15 protein-coding genes and 2 pseudogenes are annotated in these 23,401 nt (G+C 38.7%); 13 read left to right on the top strand and 4 right to left on the bottom strand.

Annotation, left to right across the window (positions count from 1 at the left end):
- Positions 1–2,709 carry a TonB-dependent receptor gene (locus AC07WY_RS08340; protein ID WP_494736129.1) on the top strand — a complete coding sequence of 903 codons (2,709 nt, stop codon included), beginning with the start codon at positions 1–3 and terminating at the stop codon, positions 2,707–2,709.
- A 220-nt stretch (positions 2,710–2,929) separates the two neighbouring features.
- On the opposite strand, the gene AC07WY_RS08335 is transcribed toward AC07WY_RS08340, so the two are convergent.
- Genes AC07WY_RS08335 through AC07WY_RS08325 form a run of 3 tightly spaced genes read right to left on the bottom strand, consistent with a single transcriptional unit; the run spans position 2,930 to position 7,560 of the window.
- The gene (locus AC07WY_RS08335) at positions 2,930–6,019 is read right to left on the bottom strand and encodes a MexW/MexI family multidrug efflux RND transporter permease subunit (protein WP_494736128.1); all 3,090 of its coding nucleotides are present in this window, start codon (positions 6,017–6,019) and stop codon (positions 2,930–2,932) included.
- Between the two features lie 12 nt (positions 6,020–6,031).
- Positions 6,032–7,135 carry an efflux RND transporter periplasmic adaptor subunit gene (locus AC07WY_RS08330; protein ID WP_494736127.1) on the bottom strand — a complete coding sequence of 368 codons (1,104 nt, stop codon included), beginning with the start codon at positions 7,133–7,135 and terminating at the stop codon, positions 6,032–6,034.
- Positions 7,132–7,560: a DoxX family protein gene (locus tag AC07WY_RS08325; protein ID WP_419336387.1), complete on the bottom strand. Its 429-nt coding sequence runs from the start codon at positions 7,558–7,560 to the stop codon at positions 7,132–7,134. The genes AC07WY_RS08330 and AC07WY_RS08325 overlap by 4 nt, the downstream gene beginning before the upstream one ends.
- Before the next feature lie 290 nt (positions 7,561–7,850).
- Here AC07WY_RS08325 and soxR point away from each other — a divergent pair, with 290 nt between their 5' ends.
- The 9 genes and pseudogenes from soxR to AC07WY_RS08280 form a co-directional block, all read left to right on the top strand.
- Entirely contained in the window at positions 7,851–8,312 is a 462-nt protein-coding gene (gene soxR, locus AC07WY_RS08320) for a redox-sensitive transcriptional activator SoxR (protein ID WP_154130881.1), read from the top strand.
- 228 nt (positions 8,313–8,540) lie between these two features.
- On the top strand, positions 8,541–11,699 hold the full coding sequence (locus AC07WY_RS08315) for a type VI secretion system Vgr family protein (protein ID WP_494736126.1): 3,159 nt from the start codon (positions 8,541–8,543) through the stop codon (positions 11,697–11,699).
- A gap of 12 nt (positions 11,700–11,711) precedes the next feature.
- Positions 11,712–16,655: an RHS repeat-associated core domain-containing protein gene (locus AC07WY_RS08310; RefSeq protein WP_494736125.1), complete on the top strand. Its 4,944-nt coding sequence runs from the start codon at positions 11,712–11,714 to the stop codon at positions 16,653–16,655.
- Positions 16,656–16,663: 8 nt separating this feature from the next.
- Positions 16,664–17,011: a hypothetical protein gene (locus AC07WY_RS08305; protein ID WP_227549130.1), complete on the top strand. Its 348-nt coding sequence runs from the start codon at positions 16,664–16,666 to the stop codon at positions 17,009–17,011.
- 40 nt (positions 17,012–17,051) lie between these two features.
- Positions 17,052–17,360, top strand: a complete 309-nt coding sequence (locus tag AC07WY_RS08300) for a hypothetical protein (protein WP_494736124.1) — start codon at positions 17,052–17,054, stop codon at positions 17,358–17,360.
- A 315-nt stretch (positions 17,361–17,675) separates the two neighbouring features.
- Positions 17,676–18,475 (top strand): annotated as a pseudogene (locus AC07WY_RS08295) (RHS repeat domain-containing protein); the annotation flags it as partial.
- Between the two features lie 2 nt (positions 18,476–18,477).
- Positions 18,478–18,750: a hypothetical protein gene (locus AC07WY_RS08290; RefSeq protein ID WP_494736123.1), complete on the top strand. Its 273-nt coding sequence runs from the start codon at positions 18,478–18,480 to the stop codon at positions 18,748–18,750.
- 410 nt (positions 18,751–19,160) lie between these two features.
- Positions 19,161–19,352: a hypothetical protein gene (locus AC07WY_RS08285; RefSeq protein WP_494736122.1), complete on the top strand. Its 192-nt coding sequence runs from the start codon at positions 19,161–19,163 to the stop codon at positions 19,350–19,352.
- A gap of 21 nt (positions 19,353–19,373) precedes the next feature.
- A pseudogene (locus AC07WY_RS08280) lies at positions 19,374–19,836 on the top strand (RHS repeat domain-containing protein); the annotation flags it as partial.
- 105 nt (positions 19,837–19,941) lie between these two features.
- Here the strand turns inward: AC07WY_RS08280 and AC07WY_RS08275 are convergent.
- The gene (locus AC07WY_RS08275) at positions 19,942–20,283 is read right to left on the bottom strand and encodes a winged helix-turn-helix transcriptional regulator (RefSeq protein WP_105713494.1); all 342 of its coding nucleotides are present in this window, start codon (positions 20,281–20,283) and stop codon (positions 19,942–19,944) included.
- 142 nt (positions 20,284–20,425) lie between these two features.
- Between AC07WY_RS08275 and AC07WY_RS08270 the strand changes: the two genes are divergently transcribed.
- The 3 genes from AC07WY_RS08270 to hchA all read left to right on the top strand — a co-directional run bounded on the left by AC07WY_RS08270 (position 20,426) and on the right by hchA (position 23,307).
- Positions 20,426–21,082 carry a DsbA family protein gene (locus tag AC07WY_RS08270; protein WP_494736121.1) on the top strand — a complete coding sequence of 219 codons (657 nt, stop codon included), beginning with the start codon at positions 20,426–20,428 and terminating at the stop codon, positions 21,080–21,082.
- Positions 21,083–21,107: 25 nt separating this feature from the next.
- Positions 21,108–21,968: a Vmh family MBL fold metallo-hydrolase gene (locus tag AC07WY_RS08265; protein ID WP_244013736.1), complete on the top strand. Its 861-nt coding sequence runs from the start codon at positions 21,108–21,110 to the stop codon at positions 21,966–21,968.
- 469 nt (positions 21,969–22,437) lie between these two features.
- Positions 22,438–23,307 (top strand): glyoxalase III HchA, encoded by an 870-nt coding sequence (hchA, locus tag AC07WY_RS08260; RefSeq protein WP_494736120.1) that lies wholly within the window; start codon positions 22,438–22,440, stop codon positions 23,305–23,307.
- Positions 23,308–23,401 lie beyond the last annotated feature (94 nt).

Here is a 23,401-nt window from a genome sequence, read left to right as displayed (position 1 = left end):
ATGAAGTTTAAAAAACAAACTCTGGCCATGTTAATACAGTGCTTTTGTATCAGTGGTGTTTATGCACAAATTACTCCCAATGTTTCAATGGCAGCGAAAAAAGCGCCAGAAAAATATTATCAAATTTCAGAGAACCAATTGGGCTATGTGTTATCAAGTTTTGCAGCACAGTCGGGTATTGCCTTAAGTTATGATGCAAATATTTTAAAAGGGCTGAAAAGTAAAGGAATTACCGGGCATTATAGTGTAAAGCAAGGCTTCGATTATTTGCTTACAGATCACCCTTTTCGGGTAGAGCAGCAAGGTTCAACTTATGTCTTAATTGCTAAATCTGGCTCAGCTAAACCGAATACAGAGAAAAACACTGCGATTGGAAATAAAAGCACTCCGTTAAATAACCCTTCGCTTTTCAATAATACGGACAGTGATGTTGTTACGCTTCCTCAGATTAAAGTCAATGCTGTACAACAAAAACAAAAGGTCAATACAACACAGCTGAATCGTGAACACATTAGCCGATTTAGAGGCACGGGGAATGGTGATGTGTTTTCTGATATCGCTGGTGTACAAGTCAATAGCCTGCGTAACGAAGCGGGTGCAATTGATATTGGTATCCGTGGAGTACAAGGTGAGGGCCGTGTTCCTGTAATTATTGATGGTAGCCTACAATCCAGCCATACCTTTCGAGGCTATCAAGGAGAGAGTGACCGAACTTATATCGATATGGATTTGATTAGTCAGATTGAAGTCGAAAAAGGCGCATCGCGAGCGAAATTTAGTGTGGGCGGTATTGGCGGAATCGTGAAAATGCGTACACTCAGTGCAAACGATATTTTGCTGCCTAATCGTCAATCAGGTGTCATGCTAAAAGGCAGTTTTTATAACAATAACAAAGCACCACAGACCTCAGATAATGAGCGTGAACAGATGTCTTATCTGCTTCGTAATAAACTGTCCTCGAATAATTTTCAAAATGGCGCTGGGACAATCGCTGCTGCTTATCGGAATGATGTATTCGATCTGGTCGCTGCTTATAGTAAACGTGAAGTCGGTAATTACTATGCTGGAAAACATGGCATTGATTATTATGAAGCGCGAGATATTGTTGATGTTGGACCTGGTCAAGAGGTGGTAAATACCAGTTATAAAAGTGATTCAGGCATCATCAAAGCAGGCATGAATATCACAGATGAACATCGTGTTGAAGTGAATATGCGCCGCCATATGCAAAAAGCGGGTGAGGTCATGGCTTTTTATTGGAATAGATCGCAAGTGATTGATCCCAACTCTCCACCTTGGGGATACATCGATGGTGATTATGTTCTACCCAAATATATAGAGGGCGCATATACCATGCCACAATGGTCCCTTGGAACCGCAGCGATTAATGCATTCAGTGCTAACTATACCTATAAGCCCAAGAATAATCAGTGGTTTGATTTAGAGTTCGGGGTTTGGCATACCAATGCCAAATATCGCCAGCACAATGGCATGCTTGGCATCGCCAATTCTCATTATGGCGACCAATACTGGGGAAGTTTTCAGGACTATCGTAGTGGGATTAATTTAGAAAACACCAGTAAAATTGATGCTTTAACCTTGAATTATGGTCTGACATATGACGAGCAACGGATGAAGCCACAAAATCTTATTGATACTGAAATCGCACGTGATGGATTACGTCAAGAGTCCTCTCTATTTCTCAATGGCGATTATATCTTTAAAGATTTTACCCTGAGTTTAGGCAGTAAATGGCATAAGGCAAAAGTTAAGGATTATGGAGACCAGTATGTCGCAATGAGACCGGTCGCCAATTCCGATTTAAATGACAAAGGCTATGCGCTTCGAGATTATGATGGAAAGATCGACTGGATGGCGCAGCTGAATTATCAGTTGCTGAATGGTATTGATGTCTATGCAAAACTTTCCAATATGTACCGCAGTCCAAGTTTGTTTGAATCGACAGTTTCCAAACAAACCTTTAGTTATGATCCAGATTTGCCGATTAAATCAGAGAATTCTCGTCTTGTAGAGTTTGGCTTTATTGGGCACAACGATAACGTATTCACTGAAGCAGATCAGTTAAAATTCAATATCAATTATTTCCGTAATCAAACCCAAAATTTCCTTACCCAAGGAGTACAACGTAAAGAGATTGTTAATGAGATTACGCCTGATTTTATTTTGCCTTATACCACCTCATATACTTTTCTAAATTATGAGCAAGTTGTATTGAAAGGTTTAGAGTTTAATCTTGCTTACCAGCATCCAAGTTTCTTTGTAAACATGAACGGAACTTTATATCAAGCACCGAAAGTATGCCCAGCAACGAAAGATGATTGTAATGAGGTCGGAGATTCTTGGAGTCTGATTTCAACACGCTTGCCACCACGTAAACTTTTTAATATTAGCTTAGGCAAGAGTTTGTTTGAAAATAAACTCAATGTGGGGGTACGTGCCAGATATCATTCTGAAAAGAAAAATCCTAAAGGTTGGTTACAGGGTACAGGGGTGAGTGGGCGTGCGGTGACCGAAATTTCTTCGGAAACCTTAGTTGATATTTTTGCGAGCTATAAACTGAATCCAAATCTAAATCTCTCGTTTAATGTTGATAACTTAACCAATCGTTATAACTTTGACCCTGGTACAGTGATCGGTATGCCGATTCCCGGCCGTACCATCAAAGCAGGGTTCGAAATGAGATTCTAGAATCATAAAACAATCAAATCGGCAAAACCCAACTGTAAAAATATGAGTGAACAAAGTAGTGAAAAATCAGTCGCTCTAAATCAGTGATTAGAATCACGCACTAAAAAGTTGATAAAGTTCTATAGATATAGAACTTTATCATCAAAAAAATATATTCAAGCGATCTGATCATACACAGAAGCTTAGACAGCAGCATGCTGGTTGTTCAGCCTACTCAACGTCATGATTTTTGCGCCTGTTGGTCAATCTGTTGTAGCTCTCGTAAACGGCTAGAGTGAAGGTCTTGATTGTGTTGACGAGCCAACAGACTATAAATGGTAGGTAAGACAAAAAGCGTAAAGAAGGTCCCGATCAACATACCGCAGACAATCACAAGCCCTAGACCAAAGCGACTATGTGCACCAGCGCCTGTGGCAAAAAGGAGTGGAATCAGCCCAAACACCATTGCCGCTGTGGTCATCAGAATTGGACGTAAACGAATTTGAGCAGCTTTTAGAATGGCCGCTCGCCGATCTAAACCTTCATGAACTTGCAATTCATTGGCAAACTCAACCATTAAAATACCATGCTTACTAATCAGTCCAATCAGTGTGACTAAACCAATCTGAGTATAGATATTGACTGTGGCAAGTCCAAAAGCCAAGGGGATTAATGCGCCACAGATCGACAGTGGAACCGTAATTAAAATAATAAATGGATCCATTAGGCTTTCATATTGAGCGGCTAAAACCAGATAAATCACAATCAGCGCGGCTAAAAATGCAAACATCAAAGCGTTACCTTCCTGTACATACTGACGTGCATCGGCTTGCCAGTCATAACTAAATCCAGCCGGTAATTCAGATGCAGCCTGTTTCAGAAAACTTAAAGCTTGACCTAAGGAAACCCCAGCGGCAGGGATTGCTTGAAAAGTTGCAGCATTTTGTTGATTAAATTGAGTGAGTTTATTGGGTTCTACCTGTTCACTTAGACTGACCACAGTCGATAAGGGAATTAGTGTGTCTTGGTCGGTACGAATAAACTGTCGTGTCAGTGCTTGAGCTGTCAAACGTTGTGTATTGATGCTTTGAGGAATCACATCATAGGCACGACCTTGCATACTAAAACGATTGATATAATTCTCACCAACCAATGTCGCTAAGGCTTCACCGATATCTTGCATACGAATACCCAGACTATTGGCTTTGGCCTGATCAACCTCGACTCGAATCACGGGGTTATTAAAGTCAAGATCACTGTCGACCACCACAAAAAGTCCACTTTCACGGGCTTTTTGTTTGATGTTCTGCATCGCCGGATAAATGGTTGAATAGTCTTGTGCACTACGCAACACCATTTGTACGGGTAATCCACCTGTTGAACCGGGAAGCGCAGGATTTTGGAATACAAAAATACTGCTGCCTTCTACATCACCAACTTTGGCTTGAAGTTGCTGTTGAATTTCATCCGCAGAATGCACTCGCTCAGACCATGTCGAAAGGGTTGTTCCACCAAAACTTGATGCAGGCCCATCTGTACCATTAATAATCCACGTGGTACTGGTTTCGGGGAAAGTCCAGAAGATTTCATCGAGTTTTTGATTAAAGTGCTCAGCATAATTGAGATTGGCATGTTGTGGTGCTTTGATGGCTGCCAATACACTGGCTTGATCTTCATTGGGCGCCAATTCTTTTTGAGGGAGTTGGTAAAGCAATGGAAGGCTAATAAAAATAGCGATCGCAAAAACCACTGTGATCCAACGATGATGCAGGGAAAAATTGAGCAATTTCCTGTAAAGCTGGGTCAAATGTTCAAAGAACCATTCGGCTGCTTTTGCCATTTTACCTTCTTGCTGTTTGGATTGAAGTAGAAATGAACTCATAACAGGAGACAGGGTTAAGGCAATAATCCCTGAAACCAAAACTGCGCCGGCTAAAGTAAAAGCAAATTCTTTGAATAAGGAACCAGTTAATCCACCCATTAAACCAATCGGAGCATACACTGCGGCCAGTGTAATGGTCATTGCAATTACAGGGCCTGCGACTTCTCGTGCCCCGATCAGAGCTGCTGCAACTGGGGATGCTCCTTCTTCAATATGCCGATGGACATTTTCAACCACCACGATTGCATCATCTACAACCAAGCCGATGGCGAGTACCATGGCTAAAAGCGTGAGTAAATTGATGCTAAAGCCACATAACAGCATTAAACCCAAGGCACCTAACATTGACAATGGAATTGTCACTACAGGAATCAAGACACTACGTAAAGAACCTAAACACAAATAGATCACCGCAATAACAATAATCAGCGCTTCGATAAAAGTATGTAAAACTTCATCAATAGAGGCATCAATAAAACGGGCTGTTTCATAGGCAAGATTGACTGTAACCCCCGGCGGTAAGGTTTTTTGGATCTCAGGCAATTTATCTTTAATTCCCTGTACGATCACCAAGGGGTTGCCTGTAGGCGTCGCTTGTAGACCGACAAAAATTGCAGGTTTACCATCCATAGAGGCACTTGTTTCTGTCGAAGCAGCGCCAAGTTCAACTGTTGCCACATCTTGTAGACGAATTAGATTTTGAGCATCATTGCGTATCACCAGATTTTTAAAGTCCTGAATACTGGTGAGATCTGTGGAAACATTGACATTTGAAACCACCAATTCGCCTTTGACCTGCCCCGGTGCGGCTTGGTAGTTATTTTGACGGATCGCATTGGCGACATCGGCGGCAGTTACCCCACGACTGGCCAAACGATCGGCATCCAACCAAATCCGCATAGCCAAACGCTGACTACCATAGGTCTGTACCTTGGCAACCCCATCAATTGTAGACAGCATGGGCTCTACCACCCTAGACAAATAATCGGTTAATTCAGCCAAGGACAGTTGTTCGCTGGAAAATCCAATATAGGCAACATCGGTAGATTCACCTGAAGAACGTTCAATGACTGGATCAAATGCCTGTTCTGGTAGTTTGTAACGGACTTGATTAACCTTTGCCATCACCTCTGTTAACGCTTGGGTTGAGTCTCGATTTAATTGCATGCGTAACGTTACAGCACTGCGACCTTGTACAGTAGAAGAACTGAGATAGTCGATGCCTTCTACCGAAGACACTGCTTGAGCAATGGGTTGGGTGACAAAACCTTGCATAAGTTCAGCAGATGCACCGGGATATTCTGTATTGATACTTATCGTTGAGGTTTCAAGTAAAGGATACTGTCGGATAGGCAGTTTATTCAGGGAAAACAAGCCCGCCAGCAAGATCAAGGTGCTGACGACCAAGGCCAATACTGGGCGTTTTACAAAAAGGTCAGTAAATTTCATTCGCTTATCTCCCTAGACTTTGGGCTTGATCGAGGAAGATTGGGGATGCTCAAGTGTATTTACGGTCGGCTCAACTTGCATACCATCACTTAATTTAAGTTGTCCTGATACAACAACTTGATCACCTGCTTTGAGCCCAGATTTGACTACAACTTTGGCTTGATAGCGCTCACCGAGCACTACCGCCACACGTTGCACAATCAGCTTGTTATGGTCTTGTTTTGCAAGGAAGACAGTATTGCCATAAGCCGTATAGGTAATTGCAGTTTCAGGAACGACTAAGCTTGGGCGTTCAGATTCTTGGATGTCTAATTTGGCATACATGCCCGGTTTTAACTGTTGATCATGGTTATTTAAAATTGCTTGCCCCTGCACAGTTCGCGATGTTGTGATCAGCGGTTCGATTGCACTTACCACAGCTGTAAAGGACTTTTCAGGAAATGCATCAATTTTGAGTTGTACAGATTGTCCGATTTTTAATCTTGATGCCAATTGTTCATCCAATGTGAAATTAGCAAGAATTTGTCGAAAGTCGACCAGATTAGCAATACCAGTGCCTGCCTCTAAATATTGCCCTTGATGTACTTGGCGTATTCCCATGACACCAGAAAAGGGGGCACGAATCGCTTTCTGTTTTATGCTGGCTTGTAGCTGTTGGATTTCTGCACGCGTCATATCTCGATCAGCCAATGCGGTATCCATTTCTGCCCGTGAAATTGCATGACTATCAATCAGAAGTTTGCTGCGGTGATAGGCCATTTCGGCTTGTTTCAATTTGGCTTGCAAGAGACCTAATTGAGCTTGTTCAACATCGGTATTGAGTTGAACCAGTATTTGACCTTGTTGAACCGCTTGTCCAGATTGGAAATAAATCTGTTTGATCATACCTGTTGTTTCTGTTGACACTTTGACTTGTCGGATTGCTTCCAACTCACCAATACTGGAAAGCACTTGTGGAATATTTTGTTCGACCACTGTACTCAAGGCCACTTTGACTGGAGGGTAAGCGCCAGATTGATGCGTTTCACTTGAACGAGAATTTAAATAAAAATAGATTGCGACACCCACGAGAATTAAAGTGATCGCGATTAGAAAAAGCCATTTGTTGTTTTTCATGCGACAACTCCAAGGTTGCGGAGTTGTTGTCGCAAATGACTGGCAATGGTCAGCGCTAAAAGACCACCAATCACTGAAATATGTTCAAGTGCAAAGTAAAAGGCGATATTGGCTTGAATACCAGTCATGTTCCAAAAGTGATGCACAATCGCAATTGTCAGTGCTAAAAATACGGAAAGAATCAGTGTGCCGAACCACATATGCCGCTCAAATAAAATACAATAGGCACCCACAAGCAGAATCAACGCAGAAGCATAATTAAATAACCAGGCAGGCTCTAGACCAGCAGCCTGCATTTCCAAAAATCCTGTTTCAACAGCAAGAATTTTACTAAGTCCTGAACTTAGAAATAGAAGCGCAAGACAACATCTGCTGATGGCCCACAGCCATTGGCTTTCTAAACTTAATTTAATGAAATATGGCATGAGAATATTTCCTGAAGAAATAAGACTGGATAATTAAAACCTTTAAAATGAATAGCTTGTTGTTATTCATAACAGCTGTGGCAAGCAGTCTAAAACCTCAAGTTATATTTAGGTCAATGGGCTTTGATCAGAAAATTTGTGGAGAGATAAGATTTTTACAATGGCTTAAATTGGCGATAGCTTTTTTTGTATTTTGAGTTGTAATGATGAAAAGCCATGGCAGCTAAGATCAATTGACAAATGTGCTTTGCTGAATTATAAAACCTCAAGTAATGTTGAGAAATATCAAAATGCAGGCAGAAGAAAAAATTGATTTTAATCGAATGATGACGGTAGGAGAGGTGGCTAAACGGAGTGGTGTAGCCGTTTCAACCTTGCATTTTTATGAGTCGAAAGGGCTAATTAAAAGTATTAGAACAAATGGAAATCAGCGTCGTTTTCCATCAATTGTCTTACGTTATATTGGAATTATTAAGGTTGCACAAAAAGTCGGAATTTCTCTGGAGGAAATTAAAAATGCATTAAGTGTTTATCCTATGGGAAGCAAATTAACCGCAGAACAATGGTCAGTGTTATCATCGCATTGGCGTAAGGATTTAGATGAGCGTATTCAAAAACTAACACGTTTAAGAGATGAAATGGATTGGTGTATCGGTTGTGGTTGTTTATCTCTAAAACAATGTCCTTTACGTAATCCAGAAGATGTATTGAGACACCAAGGATCTGGTCCCCGTATTTTAGAGCGTGAATAAGAATCCAATATTAATATTATATACGTTTGATATTTTAGCTTTTTATCTTGAGCTGTTGATCACTTATGTTTGATGAAAAACTCTAAGCACACTTTCAAGTTTTTAATCAGCGCAAATGATCATTATCAATGTTGTGTAAATAACCAGTAATAAATAGACAGGTCTGTATAGACAGTCCGCCTAACTTTTTAGTAGAATACATCACAATTTAAAATTAAATAATAATGCATGTCTAACAATATTTACACTGCTTTGGAGCAGCTTGGCTTATCAGCACAAAAACGTGCGATTCACGTACAATTTTCTAATTCGGCGTTGAGCCAACAGGTGTTCCTACAACGTATCGATGGAACACATCAAATCAATGAGGGTGTTCGGCTCCAACTCATCTGTCTTGCAACGTCAGCAACTATCCCTTTAAAAAGCTTTATTGGAACGCAAGCTGCAATTGATATTGTCACAGATAAATCTGAATTAACCCGTATTTCAGGGATTGTGACCCAAGCCGATATTGGCGCATCTGATGGTTCTCTTACTATCTATCGTTTGACTGTAGAAGACCCAACAGCACTTTGGAAACATCGTAGAAACTCTCGAGTATTTATGAATAAGTCGGTTGTGGATGTGATCCAGACCGTGTTCCAAGAATGGCAACGCAGCCCGCTGTTTGCCTCAAGTCTGAGTTTAGATAAGAGTGGACTGAGCAAAGACTATGATGTACGTCCATTCATTATGCAGGCTTCTGAAAGTGATTTTGACTTCCTGACCCGTTTGATGAGAAGTGAAGGGATTAACTGGCTGATCGATGAAGCACAACTTAAAGTGTCGAGTTCAACAGAACAAATCCAAGCACAAAAGCTTCGTTTAATTGATGATAATTCGCAATTTAGTGCCTTAGAACGCCGCAATATTCGCTTCCATAGAAGCAGCGCCGTAGAAAAAACTGATTCAATTACCAATTTTATTGGTCAGCGTTCCATTCAACCGACTTCAGTGTATATCCAACGTTGGCAAGCTGATGTATTGGATATTGATGAAGGCGCTGGCAGTGTCCAAAGTAAACACAGCCATAGTGAAAATTATGACAATGCCAGTCTAGCTTTAGAACAAGCATGGCACTTTAGCCCTGCATGGATTCAAGACTTGAATGGCGAAGATGGTGCAACGCCATCGGGCAACAGTCAGATTGAAAAATTTAATCAAAACCTCAGTAACTATTACGATTCACAAGCCAAACAATTTACTGCAACGTCAACTGTGCGCGATGCACATGTTGGTTATTGGTTTGAATTGAATGAACATCCAGAGATAGATCAACACTCAGGTGCAGACAAAGAATTTTTAATCATAGCTAAAAGCTTTTATAACCAAAACAATTTACCCAAAGATCTTACCGATCAAGTCACCGCTTTAGTTCAACAAAGCAATTGGCAAACAAGTCAAATCACCAGCAACACGAGTGATGAACGTCAAGCCAGTAACTTAACCATTCAACGTCGTAACATCAGCACGGTTCCAGCCTATAACCCATTACAACACCGACCGCTTGCATCACCACAACGGGCCAAAGTAGTGGGGCCAAGTGGAGAAGAAATCCATGTTGATGAATGGGGACGTATTAAAGTCCGCTTCCTGTTTAGCCGTAATGAAGACAATACCCATGATGGCGGTGCGGGTTCTAATGACAATGACACAGATTCAGCTTGGGTGGATGTCCTGACCCCATGGGCAGGTGAAGGCTATGGGGCGCGATTCTTACCGAGAATCGGTGAAATTGTTGTGATTGATTTCTTTGATGGCAACATTGACCGTCCATTTGTGGTTGGGCGCATCCATGAAGCGCAACGCCATCCAAGCAAGTTTGATGACAAAGGCAAACTGCCTGACACCAAGAAACTGGCAGGAATAAAAAGTCGAGAGTATCAAGGCAGTGGCTACAATCAACTGAGGTTTGACGATACTACTGGCCAAATCAGCAGCCAGTTACAAAGTAGTCATGCCGCCAGCCAACTCAACTTGGGCAAACTGAGTCATCCTAAAGACAAAGCAGAAAGTGATGATCGTGGTGAAGGTTTTGAACTTCGTACTGACCAATGGGGGGCCGTTCGCGCAGGGCAAGGTTTACTGCTTTCGACCTATAAACAAGACCAAGCCAAAGGTGATCACCTTGATTCAGAGCTTGCCAAAAAGCAACTTGAAGGTAGCCAGACCAACAGTAAAGCCTTAAGTGATATTGCCAAGAATCAAAAGACGGATGAAATAGAATCGATTGAGCAACTAAAAGAATTTACAGAACAGCTCGAGCAAAAAATTGCTAAATTTAATAAAGCCTTGCTTTTATTAAGCTCACAAGATGGGATTGCCTTAAGTACCCCTGAAGATATTCATTTATCAGCAGATTCGCAGATCAATCAAATTGCAGGCGATAGCATCAACTTGAGTACGCAAAAGAATTTGATTGCACACGCGCAAAACAAACTCAGTTTATTTGCTGCTCAAGGTGGCATTAAAGCCATTGCAGCACAAAGTAAAGTTGAAATTCAAGCACAGTCCGATGCTTTAGATGTATTTGCCAAGCTGGGTATTACCATTTCATCTATCGATGACAAAGTTGTGATTAGTAGTCCTAAAGAGGTTGTGATTACAGGTGGTTCATCGCAAATTGCACTGAATAATTCAGGAATTTTCCCAAAAACAGGTGGGAAGTTTGAGGTGAATGCTGGGCAGCATGTGTTTCAGGGCGGGGCAAGTGTTAGTGCTAAATCTAATCTACCACCACCACCGAAACGTGCTTCAGGTATTTTGGAGTTATTACATGATTATTCGCATGGTGAATTTGTTAAAGGGGCTGGTTATACAGTCACAGACACTTTGGGTAAAGTTGTCAATGGGAAGTTGGATGATAAAGGTTTTGCGCGTGTTTCAGGTTTAGCGACTGGTTCAGTCAAAGTTTTATTTGAGCCTGATCCTCGTGATCCATGGGATGAATCGAGTGATTTTAAACGTAAAGTAGATTGGCCAAATAAAAATGATGAAGAAGGTAATATTGGTATTCAATCTGGTACTAAAGGTTTAACGGATACTTTGAAAAATGGTTTTAAGCAATTGAGCCAGCTTGCGAGTAATGTTAAATCGGTACAACAAAAAATTGAATCTGTTAAAAAGTTGAAAGACCAAGGTGCGAAAGCTTTATTACCAATGGTGATGCAACAGGTGGCAGGCTCAAGTGAGATTACAAATTTAAGTCAGTCGTTTGGTAGTAGCACAGGTTTTGTAGCATCGAATCAGCAAAGTAATCCATTAAGAACATTAACACAGTCTTCTCAGCCGAATATAAGCAACAACATTACATCTAATATTCAATCACCATTTAAAACATTTTTATAATTAGAGAAGAACATGGCACAAAGTACTCCTGAAGTTGTCGCACCCTTAAATACATTAACAATTGCTGATGTCCAAAATTCTAAAGCAAAGATCGATAAATGGTTAAAAGCTAAAACAAATAATAATGTTACTTTGGATCGAGTTGAAACGGTGGCAAGAAATATACCATTTTTAGGGAGTATATTTGCTGCTGTTGATGTGGTCTCTGATGTGATGCAAATTTATGATAAGGGATTTAGCAACGCTGATATTATAGATTGGGCAAATTTAGGAATTGATGCAATTGCAATTATCCCAGGTCCAGCAACAGCGACTGCCCGCACAATGGCGCGTCCTGCATTATTTTTAGTTAGAGAAGAAATAAGACGAATTACCAAAAATGGTGTAAAAAAATTCACTAAAGAGCAACTTGGTCCCGCGATTAGCGCAACTATTGTTAGTGTTATAGCTGAGCATTTAAGCTCGGCATTGGCGGGCGATGTCGAAAAGTTTGCGACTGAAGCTCAGAAGAGATTAAATTCAACACTGACTGACACGGGTGCATGGGTTGAAAAGGGTGCAACAACAATCAATACAGGAATACGTGAAATTGTTGAGAAAGGGACAATTGCAAAACCTGATGCCAATTATAAAAGAGCAGAAGAACAAAGAGCTGCCATTATTCCTCGCTTAATGAATGGCGAGATTCTAAGAGCAGGAAAAAATATAGTTTACACTGTTGAGAATACTTGGAAAGGAGATGCAAAGAGTGGTGCTAATTTACTGACCAAAGGTGCAATGTGGGTAATTAAAAATGAAGATAAAGCTGCTGTTTTAAAACTCGGTAGCAATATTAATCAACTCGGAATAACAGCAAACACAAAAATAAAAAGTTTAGGGGGTGCTGAAACAGCTTTCACCATAGGATGGCTGTTATCTGTTTTACTATTGGCAGTAAAAAAACATAAAAAAGATGCCGCGAAAGCAGCACAAATCAAAGCACAACAAACAGCTGAAGCTAAAAAACAACATAATGATGCTCGATTAGAAAAATCAACGTCTCAAGCCCCAGCAAATAAAAATGCAAGCCAATGTAAAAATTGTATGGGGAGTACGAGTGGTGCAATTACCTTTGCCATGGGGACGGAATTCTTCTCCCATTTTGATGCTCAAATTGGCGGTATGATTCAAGACAGTATCAATCGTACCTATGCGTCAAATTTGTATCAGATGGATGACTCCATTTTTGGCGCACGTTGGATTACACCTTTCACCACTAAAATTTCACGTAAATTCAAATACGATCCTAAAAACAAAGAGCAAAAAGAGTATCAAAAAGGCTTGGAATATATCGGTTTGGATGGACGACCAATTGATCTGCCTGAGTTAAAGAAAGGTCAAAGTATTTATGATCCAGTCGAACAGCATACTTATACGGTACTGTCAGATCAATTACATCTCATCGCTTATGGTGATGATGAAAAGCGATTCTATGAAAAATATGGTGAAGACTATCGCCTGTCTTATATAGAACGTAAACATGGATTTAAAGTTGCACTACGCTATGACCATGTCAATGCAGAGAAGAAATCTATTCTTTCGGACATTCTATTCAAACAGGACGACCGTGAACTGGCACATCTCGCTCTACAGCTCACTCCAAAAGGCTTAGTTTCTGATATTTGGACAGTCAAAAAAGGTCAGTTAGATCGTGTATTAGCCAGCTACGATTATGATGAGCACGGTGACTTAATCAAAGCCACCAACGAATTTGCTGCATCCTACCATTACCAATATAAGCACCACCTTATCACTCGATATACTGATTTGACCCAACGCGGTATGAATCTGAAATGGGATGGTATTTTACCGACATCTAAAGCCATTGAAGAATGGGCAGACAATGCCAGTCGTGCTGCAAAAATTGACTGGGATCAAAACATTCGTAAAACCTATGTGATGGATGTTGAAGGTAATACCACTGAACATTTTTACGATATCGATGGCTATACCTACCGTATTGTCTATCCCGATAATTTTCAGGAATGGTTCTTTAGAGACAATGCCAAAAACATCACTTTGCATATCGCTAAAGATGGCTCAAAAACCTCTTATACTTACGATGAGTGTGGTAATGTCTTAACCAATACCCAAGACAATGGTGCAACCAGTTATTTTGAATATGATGACAAAGATAATCTGATTGGGATGGTTGATGCAGAACAAGGTCGTTGGTTTAAGCAATACGATAGTTCAGGCAATCTGATCAAAGAGATTGATCCACTGAAACATGAAACTGCTTATGCTTACAATGGCATGGGTTTAGTGACTTCAATCACCGATGCCAAAGGTGGCTCTAAAGCCCTGAAATACGATGATCAAGGTAACTTACTTAGCTATACCGATTGTTCAGGCAAAGAAACAAAATGGCAATACGATGAACGTGGCCGTGTTAAAAATATTGAAAATGCTCTAAAACAAAAAGTTGAATATTTCTATACTGAGCTGACCACTGAAAAAAGAGAACCAATCATCAAAGGCTTACCTTTAAATGCCTTTGGTCAACTGGAAAAAATCCAACATGCTGATGGCGCAGTAGAACACTTTGTTCATGATGCTGAAGGACGCTTACTGGTTCATATTGATCCAAAACAACATCAAACACGCTATGAATACGACGAAGCAGGTTTAATCCTGTCACGTACCGATGCACTCAACCATAAACTGAAATACAAGTGGGATCGCCTTGGACGTTTGACCCGATTGATTAATGAGAACGGTGCAAGTTACCAATTCTTCTACGATCTTGGTGGACGCTTAATCAAAGAAATTGACTTTGATGATAAAGAAACCATTTACCACTACGATGAAGGCACAGGACAGCTTGCGACCAGTATCGAAGTTGCTTCAGCACATGGGCAAGACCTCAAAGACCGTGCTGCCCCGAAAGATCGAATTCAACAATTCATCTTTGACAGTATGGGGCGTTTGGAACAACGTACCGCAGGCTATGGTCACTACGGCTTAGAACTTGAAGCCAAACAGACTGAAGAATTTGCCTACGATTACATGGGGCGTATTTTGCATGCCAAGAATGCAGAGACTAACCTACAATGGTTCTACGATGCTGCGGGCAATGTGATCAAAGAACACCAACAGGATTACAAGAGTAACAAAACAGCAGTATGGAAACACAGCTACGATGAAATCAATGATCGAATCAAAACCATACGTCCTGATGGACAAAACATTGATTGGCTAACTTATGGTACAGGGCATGTACAAAGCCTGATTGTCAATGGACAAGACCTTGTCAGTTTTGAACGAGATGACCTACACCGTGAAATTGTACGTCACTACGCCAATGGCATCAGCCAAGAACAACAGTTCGACCTTGCTGGACGCTTACACAGCCAAATCATGCTGAATGAACATGACAATGGCTACCAAAACCAATACTCAGCGCAAAATCAAGCAAAACAGAACAATGCCTTACAGCAAACTAGTCAATTGGTACAACGACTGTATCAATACGACAAAACAGGTGAATTGACTGCCATCAAAGATTCTCGTCGTGGCAACATTGCCTACAAATACGATCCTGTAGGACGCTTACTTGAAGCAAGCAGTAAATTGGGTAAAGAAACCTTTAAATTTGACCCTGCCAGTAACATCATAGATCGCTACAATGATGACAAAGCCCAACATCAAGATCAAAACTATGTACAACGAGCAGAAGAAAAAGGCTATGGCTACAATCGTCTAGTCAATAACGTGGTCAAAGAATACCTAGACCAACAATACCAATATGATGCATACGGACAATTGGTTCGACAAAAATCAACGCAAGGTGATTTAAATCTTGAGTGGGATGTTTATGGTCGAATGATCAAAAGCCGTAACAGCCAATACACAGCAGAATATCGCTATGACGCTTTAGGACGAAGAATACAAAAACGTAGTAAGCACCACCATACAGGTGATGAGCACAACATCATCTATGGATGGGATGGTGACACATTGGCTTATGAGTCAACAGAACAAGCCACTAAACACTATATCTACGAAAAAGATAGTTTTGTGCCGATGCTGCAAGCCGTCTATCAAAGCCCTATAGAACTACACCAAACACCTCATTGGTCAGACAAGCCGTATAGTGTACATCGTGACCCATTGTGGAAAACTACCAAACAAAGCAAAGGCTTTGATGATGTATGGTTCTATCATTGTGACCACTTAGGTACGCCACAGGAAATGACAGACCACTCAGGGGCAATCATTTGGAAAGCACAATATAAGGCTTGGGGTGAATGTCAAACAGAGAAAGCGAAGTCTAATTTCTTTGAAAATTCAGAAATCATCAGCAATAATATTCGTTTCCAAGGTCAGTATTTCGATTTAGAGACGGGTTTACACTATAACCGGTATCGTTATTACTCGCCCTATGTGGGACGGTTTGTAAGTAAAGATCCAATTGGGTTGTTGGGGGGAAGTAATAATTATGCTTATACCCCAAGTCCTACAGAATGGGTTGATCCACTAGGATTAAGCTGTCAAAAAATACCAAAAGGCTTTAAAAGCTTTGGTCAATTAAAGCAGTTTGGACAAGCGATGCAGGCAGGGTTTTCTAAATTAGGATTTAAAGGTGCGACGATGTATATGCAAGGAAGTGCACATAGTGGTAGAAGTTTTGAGACGGGTAAAGCTTTTGATGATGGAAGAGTAAGTGATTTTGACATAGCTGTGATTCAACCAGAATTATTTGAAAAAGCAAAAAAAATGGGTTTAGCAAAAGGTAATCGTACATTACCTATTGAGATAAACTCAGTCGAAGCAAATAAATTAGGTATTAATGGTGTACTTCAAAAGATGTCAAAACTCGCGGGAGGACGGGATGTAAATGTTATGATATTTGATAGTCCAGAAAATGCCAAAGCTAAAGCGGAAGGTACAAGAATTCCAGCAAACTGTATGTAAGGTGTAAAATGAAAAAGAGTTTTTTTTTAGCATATACGACAAACTTAAACCCAATTGATTTAGTTCGAATTTTTGAAAAAAAATTTGATATTTCTTTTATTGAACATAGCAGCGATTATTTGGGAAATTATTACTCTTATGAGGGATTATTTTGTGATAATTTTAAAATATTGCAAAATAAGTTACCTGATGGTGATTTGCAAATAAATGACGGTGGAATAGAAACTATTTTGAAATTGGGTTTTTTTAATGGAAAAAATAAAGAAAAACAAAGTAAGTATGAATTTATGAAAAAACAATTAGCGAGTTTGGATAATATAAATTTACATTCATTTGATATTTTTGAAGAGGAATGAAGGCACTAATACGATAAGAGACCATGTGAAAGGAACATAAATGAAGACTTGGGATCAAGTAGTAGAAAGTGCAGCTGAATTTATATCTTTTTTGGAAAAAGGTAATTTTTATAATACTAAGTTTAGTACTGAAAAAGATTACAAGATTATTTTTGATGCTAATTTAGGGATAGATTATGCGACTAATGATAGTTTTGATGATTTTGATGAATGGGAAACTGTGACTGATCCCCCCGATATTTTTCTAGAAAGCTTTGAATGGAACGATCGGATTAAATATAAATTAAAACAAAAAATTATTTTGGATTTGAAAATCAAGACTTTAACGGAGCTAAAGAAAAATGGATAACGGGTGAAGCTTGTCTGATAGTAGAGTTAATGTAATGTATAGAGATATAGGTATAATATTTCAATGTTATGCAAATGACTATTTTCCTACAATCTGGAAAGAAATTTTAGAAATATATTTAAATGGTGGTTTTCCGTGTGGATGGGATGGTCATCTACCTGAATGGAAAATTGTAGTTTTTTCTAATCAATAAAATTTAAAATCAGATAAGTTATTTCAAATTATACAAAGCTCAATGATAGCTTCATTGAGCTTATTTTTATTTTAATGATTCATATAACGTACGCCAAAATTTGCTATCGAAAACCACCAAGCAAAGGCTTCGATGATGTATGGTTCTACCACTGTGACCACTTAGGTACACCACAAGAAATGAGTGATCAGTCTGGTGCTGTCATTTGGAAGGCGGAGTATAAGGCGTGGGGTGAGTGTAAGACTGAGAAGGCTAAATCAAATTTCTTTGAAAATTCAGAAATTATTTCAAATAATATTCGTTTCCAAGATGCATGAGCAAAGACAGAGCATTGCTCTGTCTGAAGCGCAAGGATCAAGAAACAGGACTACATTATAACCGTTATCGTTATTACTCGCCTTATGTAGGGAGGTTTGTTAGTAAAGATCCAGTGGGTTTATTTGGTGGTGTTAATTTTTATCAGTACGCACATAACCCTCTAGAATGTGTTGACCCTCTAGGTTTGAAACAAAGAAGTTTAGATGAAATAAAAGTAGATAGACGACATAGGGAAAATTCTAAATCAGGAGTGTATTTAAAACATACGCAAGCAAAATGTAAAGACACTGCTATAAAATATTCTAGCTATGGGAAACCAGCTCAATATTGGAGTGATAGTTTAGGGTGTAGTGCGACAACACCACAAGTTACTGCTTTCAGAAATAGAATTGAGAAAGAAAGTTTATCAAAAGGTATAGAACATGAAAATGATGGTAAAGGATCACATTATTATATTTATGATGCGGGGAGAGTGATTGGTTACAACGAAGGAAAACCAACACAGTATATGCGCATTGAGGTTTCTTCAAGTACTAATGAGTTTCATGGACATCCGATATCTGAAGCACGTTATAATGGCTATTATCGTAAAAGGATTAAATAAGTATGAGTTATGAAGCTTTTTTAAATGAAAATTTTTTGCTTCCATTAAAAGTGACTAGAAATTGGATGATTGTAAAAAATTATCTATATAACGTAGATTTACAATGGTTAAATTCGTTAAATGAAGATGAAAGGTTTGATGTAATAGATGCCTATTTTTATACAAACATTTTTTATGCATCAAATTCAATTGAATTAAAATCAATAACATATAGGTTAATATTGGACGTGTATATTATTCCTATAATTGAGAATGATATATATGTGAATTTTTAATATGAGCTTACAGTAAATTTAATTAATTTAAATAAAAAAAGTGAAAGTTTAGATTTTGTTGAGTTTGAATTAAAAAAAATAAGTGATTTATTGAAATTGATTGATAAAACTATGTCTTATGTATCCTTAGACTTAATTAATAACATTGAAAGTAATGATTTTAAAATTGGTCTAGTTCTAGAGAATATTGTTAATTCACTAAACCTAGGAAGAAAGATAATAAGGGATCAGTAATGGCTTTGTTTACACAAACCTATTATTAAAGGCATCTTTAGCAATAAATTGATATTAAATTTAGATCAAAACCATATTTAAAAGGGATGAGATGTGAAAGTTTCGGTTTTAGAATATTTAAAAACCATGAACTTGATGATTTAAGCCCAAAAGCGATATACAAAAGAAATTATCAAATGAAGTATAGAAGATTAACATTTACATTAAATTCTAAATTTTATATCAAAGAGAATGTAAGTTTATTTGATAAAGCATTTCAAATTAAGCTAGAAGAAACAGATAAATTTGAAGAAAAATTAGGATTTATTGCGCAAAATGAATTTTTTTCATTGGCATTAATGGAATCGAGAGTTTGGCGTGCTAAATGATGAGTCTGAGTCTGCAGAAGATTATACCAAACACCTGATTGGACAGATAAACCGTATAATATTTACCGTGATCCGATATGGAAAACCAACAAGAAAAGCAAAGGCTTTGATGATGTATGGTTCTACCATTGTGACCATTTGGGTACACCACAGGAAATGACAGACCACTCAGGTTTGATCATTTGGAAACCGCAATACAAGGTGTGGGGTGAGTGCAAAGCTGAAAAGGCTAATTCCAATTTCTTTGAAAACTCAGAAATTATTTCAAACAATATCCGTTTCCAAGGTGCATGAGCAAAGACAGAGCATTGCTCTGTCTGAAGCGCAAGGATCAAGAAATAGGGCTTCACTATACCGTTATCGTTACTATTCGTATAATGTTGGGCGATATATAATTAAAGATCCAATTGGATTGTTTGGTGGATTGAACAAATATCAATATGCTCCAAGCTCTACACAATGGGTTGATGTACTTGGTTTAAATAAGTATTTCATTGGCAGTATGGACCAAATGCCTTTTAAAGCTTCTGCGTTAAAACCATTAGTGCCGTACTCTAAAGAATGGATGGAAACTTATAACAATTCCAAGTTAATTTTCATTTTGTTCAATCCATTGAACCAAGTCATAAATTTTTTCAGCGACTTCAACTCCTTTATTTTCAGATAAAGAATATTCTACATGTGGCGGAATAACTGGATATTCCTTACGAATCACAAAACCATCATTTTCCAAATCACGTAAAGTTTGAGTCAACATTTTTTCACTGATGCCATCAATTCTACGTCTTAACTCACTAAAACGGTGTGTTCCTCGTCTTAAACAGAACATGACCAGAACGCCCCAACGATTGGTTAAATGCATAAGCTTAACCCGAGACGGGCAATTCTTTGACAACACATTTGCGGCTAAACAAGATTCATCAGTATTCATAAACTTTCCATGACTAAAAAACACTTACTTTTTAGTAAGTACTTACAAAAAGTAAGTTTATTATTTACTATAACAAATATCAGCAAAACTGTGTGGCTTTTCACATATTTTGAATCATATATTTATAGATGAGAGTTAATTTATGGCTTCTCCAATTCTACACTGGATTATCGACCCAATCTGCGGCTGGAGTTATGGGGCACTGCCTTTAATTAATGCAGTCGAAGAAAAATTTCCAAATCTACAACGTCTACATTTTGGTGGACTTTATAGTGAAGATCATCAACCACAAATGACAGCAGCAATGCGAACACAGATCATTCACTATGATGAACAAATCCATCAACTCACAGGTGTTGATTTTGGTGATGAATATAAAAATGGTTTGCTTAAAGACAGCACACTGATCATGAACTCTATCCCTGCAACTCATGCTTTACTGAGTATTCAGCAGGGGGTAGGGCATAGCGCGATGATATCGTTATTAAATTTAATACAACAGGGCTACTATCAAAAAGGTCTAAATGTCACACAGTATAGTGTACTGGCGCAATTTGCTGTCGAGTTAGGACTGAATAATGACCAATGGTCTAAATATTTAGATGCGATCGATCAAGATCAACAAGATGAATATATTCAGTATGCACGCCAATTATTATCCCATGTTCGAGGACAAGGTTTTCCAACATTGGTGTATGAAAATCAACATGGTGAAATGGGCAAAATACCGCTTCATGGTTTTTATAATAAATCAGAGGATTTTGTACGTTTTTTAGATCAACAACTACTTAAATCTTAATTTAATTCTAAAGAGAGCCAACAATATGAAATTATTCTTAAAAACACTTCTTGCAAGTTCAGTGATGTTGAGTGCTTCTGCATTTGCAGCAGAGTTAAGCTATAAAGTTTATAACCCTCAAGCACAAGGCATTTTTCCAGTTACATCTACACTTATTTCGGGTGAAAAAGATGCAGTGCTGGTGGATGCGCAATTCAGTGTTAACGATGCAAAGAACTTGGTTAAAATCATTCAAGACAGCGGTAAAAACCTTAAATATATTGTGATTACTGCGGGTGATCCAGATTTTTATTTTGGTTTAGAGCCACTGGTACAAGCGTTTCCAGATGCAAAAGTGATTGCAACCCCAGAAGTTGTTAAACATATTGAAGCAACCAAAGAAGGTAAGTTTGCTTATTGGGGGCCTATCTTAAAAAATGGTGCGCCATCTCAAGTGATTGTACCGAGTGCCAGTGAAGATAAAACCATTGTGCTAGAAGGTGAAAAAATTGAGATCAAATCACCGGGTAAATACGCATCTTATCTTTGGGTTCCAAGCAATCGTACAATTCTAGGTGGTGTAGGGCTATCTTCAGGGATCCATGTGTGGACAGCAGATGCACAAACTGAAAAAGAACGTAACGAGTGGCGAAAAACGCTAAAACAAATGAATCGTTTAAATCCACGTGCAGTGATTCCTGGACATTATATTGGTGATATTCCAACAGGAACTCAAGCAATCGACTTTACTTATCAATACCTTGTGGATGTTGATCAAGTTTTAAAAGATCATAAAGATTCAGCATCAGTGATTGCTGCTTTAAAAGAAAAATACCCGAACTTGGCCGAAGAAAGTTCTTTGGAGTTAAGCTCTAAAGTGTTGACGGGTGAGATGGAATGGAAATAATTTAACGATGACCCATTGTTTTAAATTCATGAACTTCGTCATTGTTGGTGAACGAAGATAATGGGTTAAGCTAATCAGGTGAAACTTAATCTAAGATCATGGTTAAGTTTCATCATTGAAGCCATTGATTTTTTCTAAGCGGAATTTTGAGTTTCAAAGTCTAATACACAATCAACATTTAAAAAATCTCTCACAGTATTTCATTTCATCTCTACGTTGTATTTCTGTATCGAGCGTGAGTATGGATCGTAGAAAATATAAAACTTTCTTGAAATCTAATTAAATAAAAATCAGATACTTAATGTTAATAAAACAGGGTTTATTGGCAGCGATAGCGTGATTAAAATTGAATTCAGCATATGTTTTAAAAATGTAGGAATAGGGGTTTTCCCTCATTCAAAAATCTTTTTAGGGCAGAATATACTGTGCATGTTGAATATATCCTCTATAAGAACGCTTGGAGTAAAAAATGACTGAACTAAGTAAAATACCTACACCAGATACTGCTGAAGATAATGCATTTTTTCCATCCCCTTATTCTTTAAGCCAATATACCGCATCGAAAACAGATTATGACGGTACGACTTATCCCAAGCCATATCGTGGCGACAAAAAAATTCTGATGATAGCAACGGATGAGCGCTATATCCTGATGCAGAACGGCAAATTCTTTTCTACAGGAAATCATCCAGTTGAAATGTTACTTCCGGTATTTCATTTAGACAATGCAGGCTTTGAGTTTGATATTGCAACGCTCTCAGGCAATCCTGCCAAGTTGGAAATGTGGGCAATGCCGAATGAAGATCAAGTGGTTTTAGATACCTATGCAAAGTATGCTGAAAAACTTAAAAACCCGTTAAAGCTTGATGATATTTTGGACCAGATCATTGCAGGAAACTCGCCATATGCAGGGGTTTTCATTCCCGGTGGTCATGGTGTACTCGCGAAAATTCCTGAAAGTAAAAGTGTTAAAAAAGTTTTAGAATGGGTGATAAACAACGATAAATATGTGATTACACTGTGTCATGGACCCGCAGCTTTACTTGCCGCAGCCGTCGATGAAAAACCAGAAAACTATATATTTAAAGATTATGAAATTTGTGTATTTCCTGACTTTTTAGATAAAGGCGCAAATATTGAAATTGGTTATATGCCTGGGCCATTACAATGGTTGGTGGGTGAAAATCTCGATAAATTAGGCGTTAAAATCCTAAATAAAGGTATTACAGGGCAGGTCCATAAAGACCGAAAACTTCTGACTGGAGATAGTCCTTTGGCATCGCATAATTTAGGTAAGTTAGCCGCTGAAACCTTATTGGCTGATCCTGAATTGGTATAAGCATCAATCAAGAGGTTGTTTCTATTTAGACGCAACTTTTTATCTCAATATTGGAGATCTAGAGGCGATTTGCTGCTGATCTTCAATATTTTTA

This window comes from Acinetobacter sp. GW821-FHT01C12, assembly GCF_059422625.1.
Note: the sequence above shows the minus strand (reverse complement) of the source record. Positions and strands in the feature narration are given on the sequence as shown.

Excerpts from the sequence above, each read along its gene's own strand:
- AC07WY_RS08340 (WP_494736129.1), top strand. The coding sequence starts at position 1 with ATGAAGTTTAAAAAACAAACTCTGGCCATGTTAATACAGTGCTTTTGT.
- AC07WY_RS08335 (WP_494736128.1), bottom strand. The coding sequence starts at position 6,019 with ATGAAATTTACTGACCTTTTTGTAAAACGCCCAGTATTGGCCTTGGTC.
- AC07WY_RS08330 (WP_494736127.1), bottom strand. The coding sequence starts at position 7,135 with ATGAAAAACAACAAATGGCTTTTTCTAATCGCGATCACTTTAATTCTC.
- AC07WY_RS08325 (WP_419336387.1), bottom strand. The coding sequence starts at position 7,560 with ATGCCATATTTCATTAAATTAAGTTTAGAAAGCCAATGGCTGTGGGCC.
- soxR (WP_154130881.1), top strand. The coding sequence starts at position 7,851 with ATGCAGGCAGAAGAAAAAATTGATTTTAATCGAATGATGACGGTAGGA.
- AC07WY_RS08315 (WP_494736126.1), top strand. The coding sequence starts at position 8,541 with ATGTCTAACAATATTTACACTGCTTTGGAGCAGCTTGGCTTATCAGCA.
- AC07WY_RS08310 (WP_494736125.1), top strand. The coding sequence starts at position 11,712 with ATGGCACAAAGTACTCCTGAAGTTGTCGCACCCTTAAATACATTAACA.
- AC07WY_RS08305 (WP_227549130.1), top strand. The coding sequence starts at position 16,664 with ATGAAAAAGAGTTTTTTTTTAGCATATACGACAAACTTAAACCCAATT.
- AC07WY_RS08300 (WP_494736124.1), top strand. The coding sequence starts at position 17,052 with ATGAAGACTTGGGATCAAGTAGTAGAAAGTGCAGCTGAATTTATATCT.
- AC07WY_RS08290 (WP_494736123.1), top strand. The coding sequence starts at position 18,478 with ATGAGTTATGAAGCTTTTTTAAATGAAAATTTTTTGCTTCCATTAAAA.
- AC07WY_RS08285 (WP_494736122.1), top strand. The coding sequence starts at position 19,161 with ATGAAGTATAGAAGATTAACATTTACATTAAATTCTAAATTTTATATC.
- AC07WY_RS08275 (WP_105713494.1), bottom strand. The coding sequence starts at position 20,283 with ATGAATACTGATGAATCTTGTTTAGCCGCAAATGTGTTGTCAAAGAAT.
- AC07WY_RS08270 (WP_494736121.1), top strand. The coding sequence starts at position 20,426 with ATGGCTTCTCCAATTCTACACTGGATTATCGACCCAATCTGCGGCTGG.
- AC07WY_RS08265 (WP_244013736.1), top strand. The coding sequence starts at position 21,108 with ATGAAATTATTCTTAAAAACACTTCTTGCAAGTTCAGTGATGTTGAGT.
- hchA (WP_494736120.1), top strand. The coding sequence starts at position 22,438 with ATGACTGAACTAAGTAAAATACCTACACCAGATACTGCTGAAGATAAT.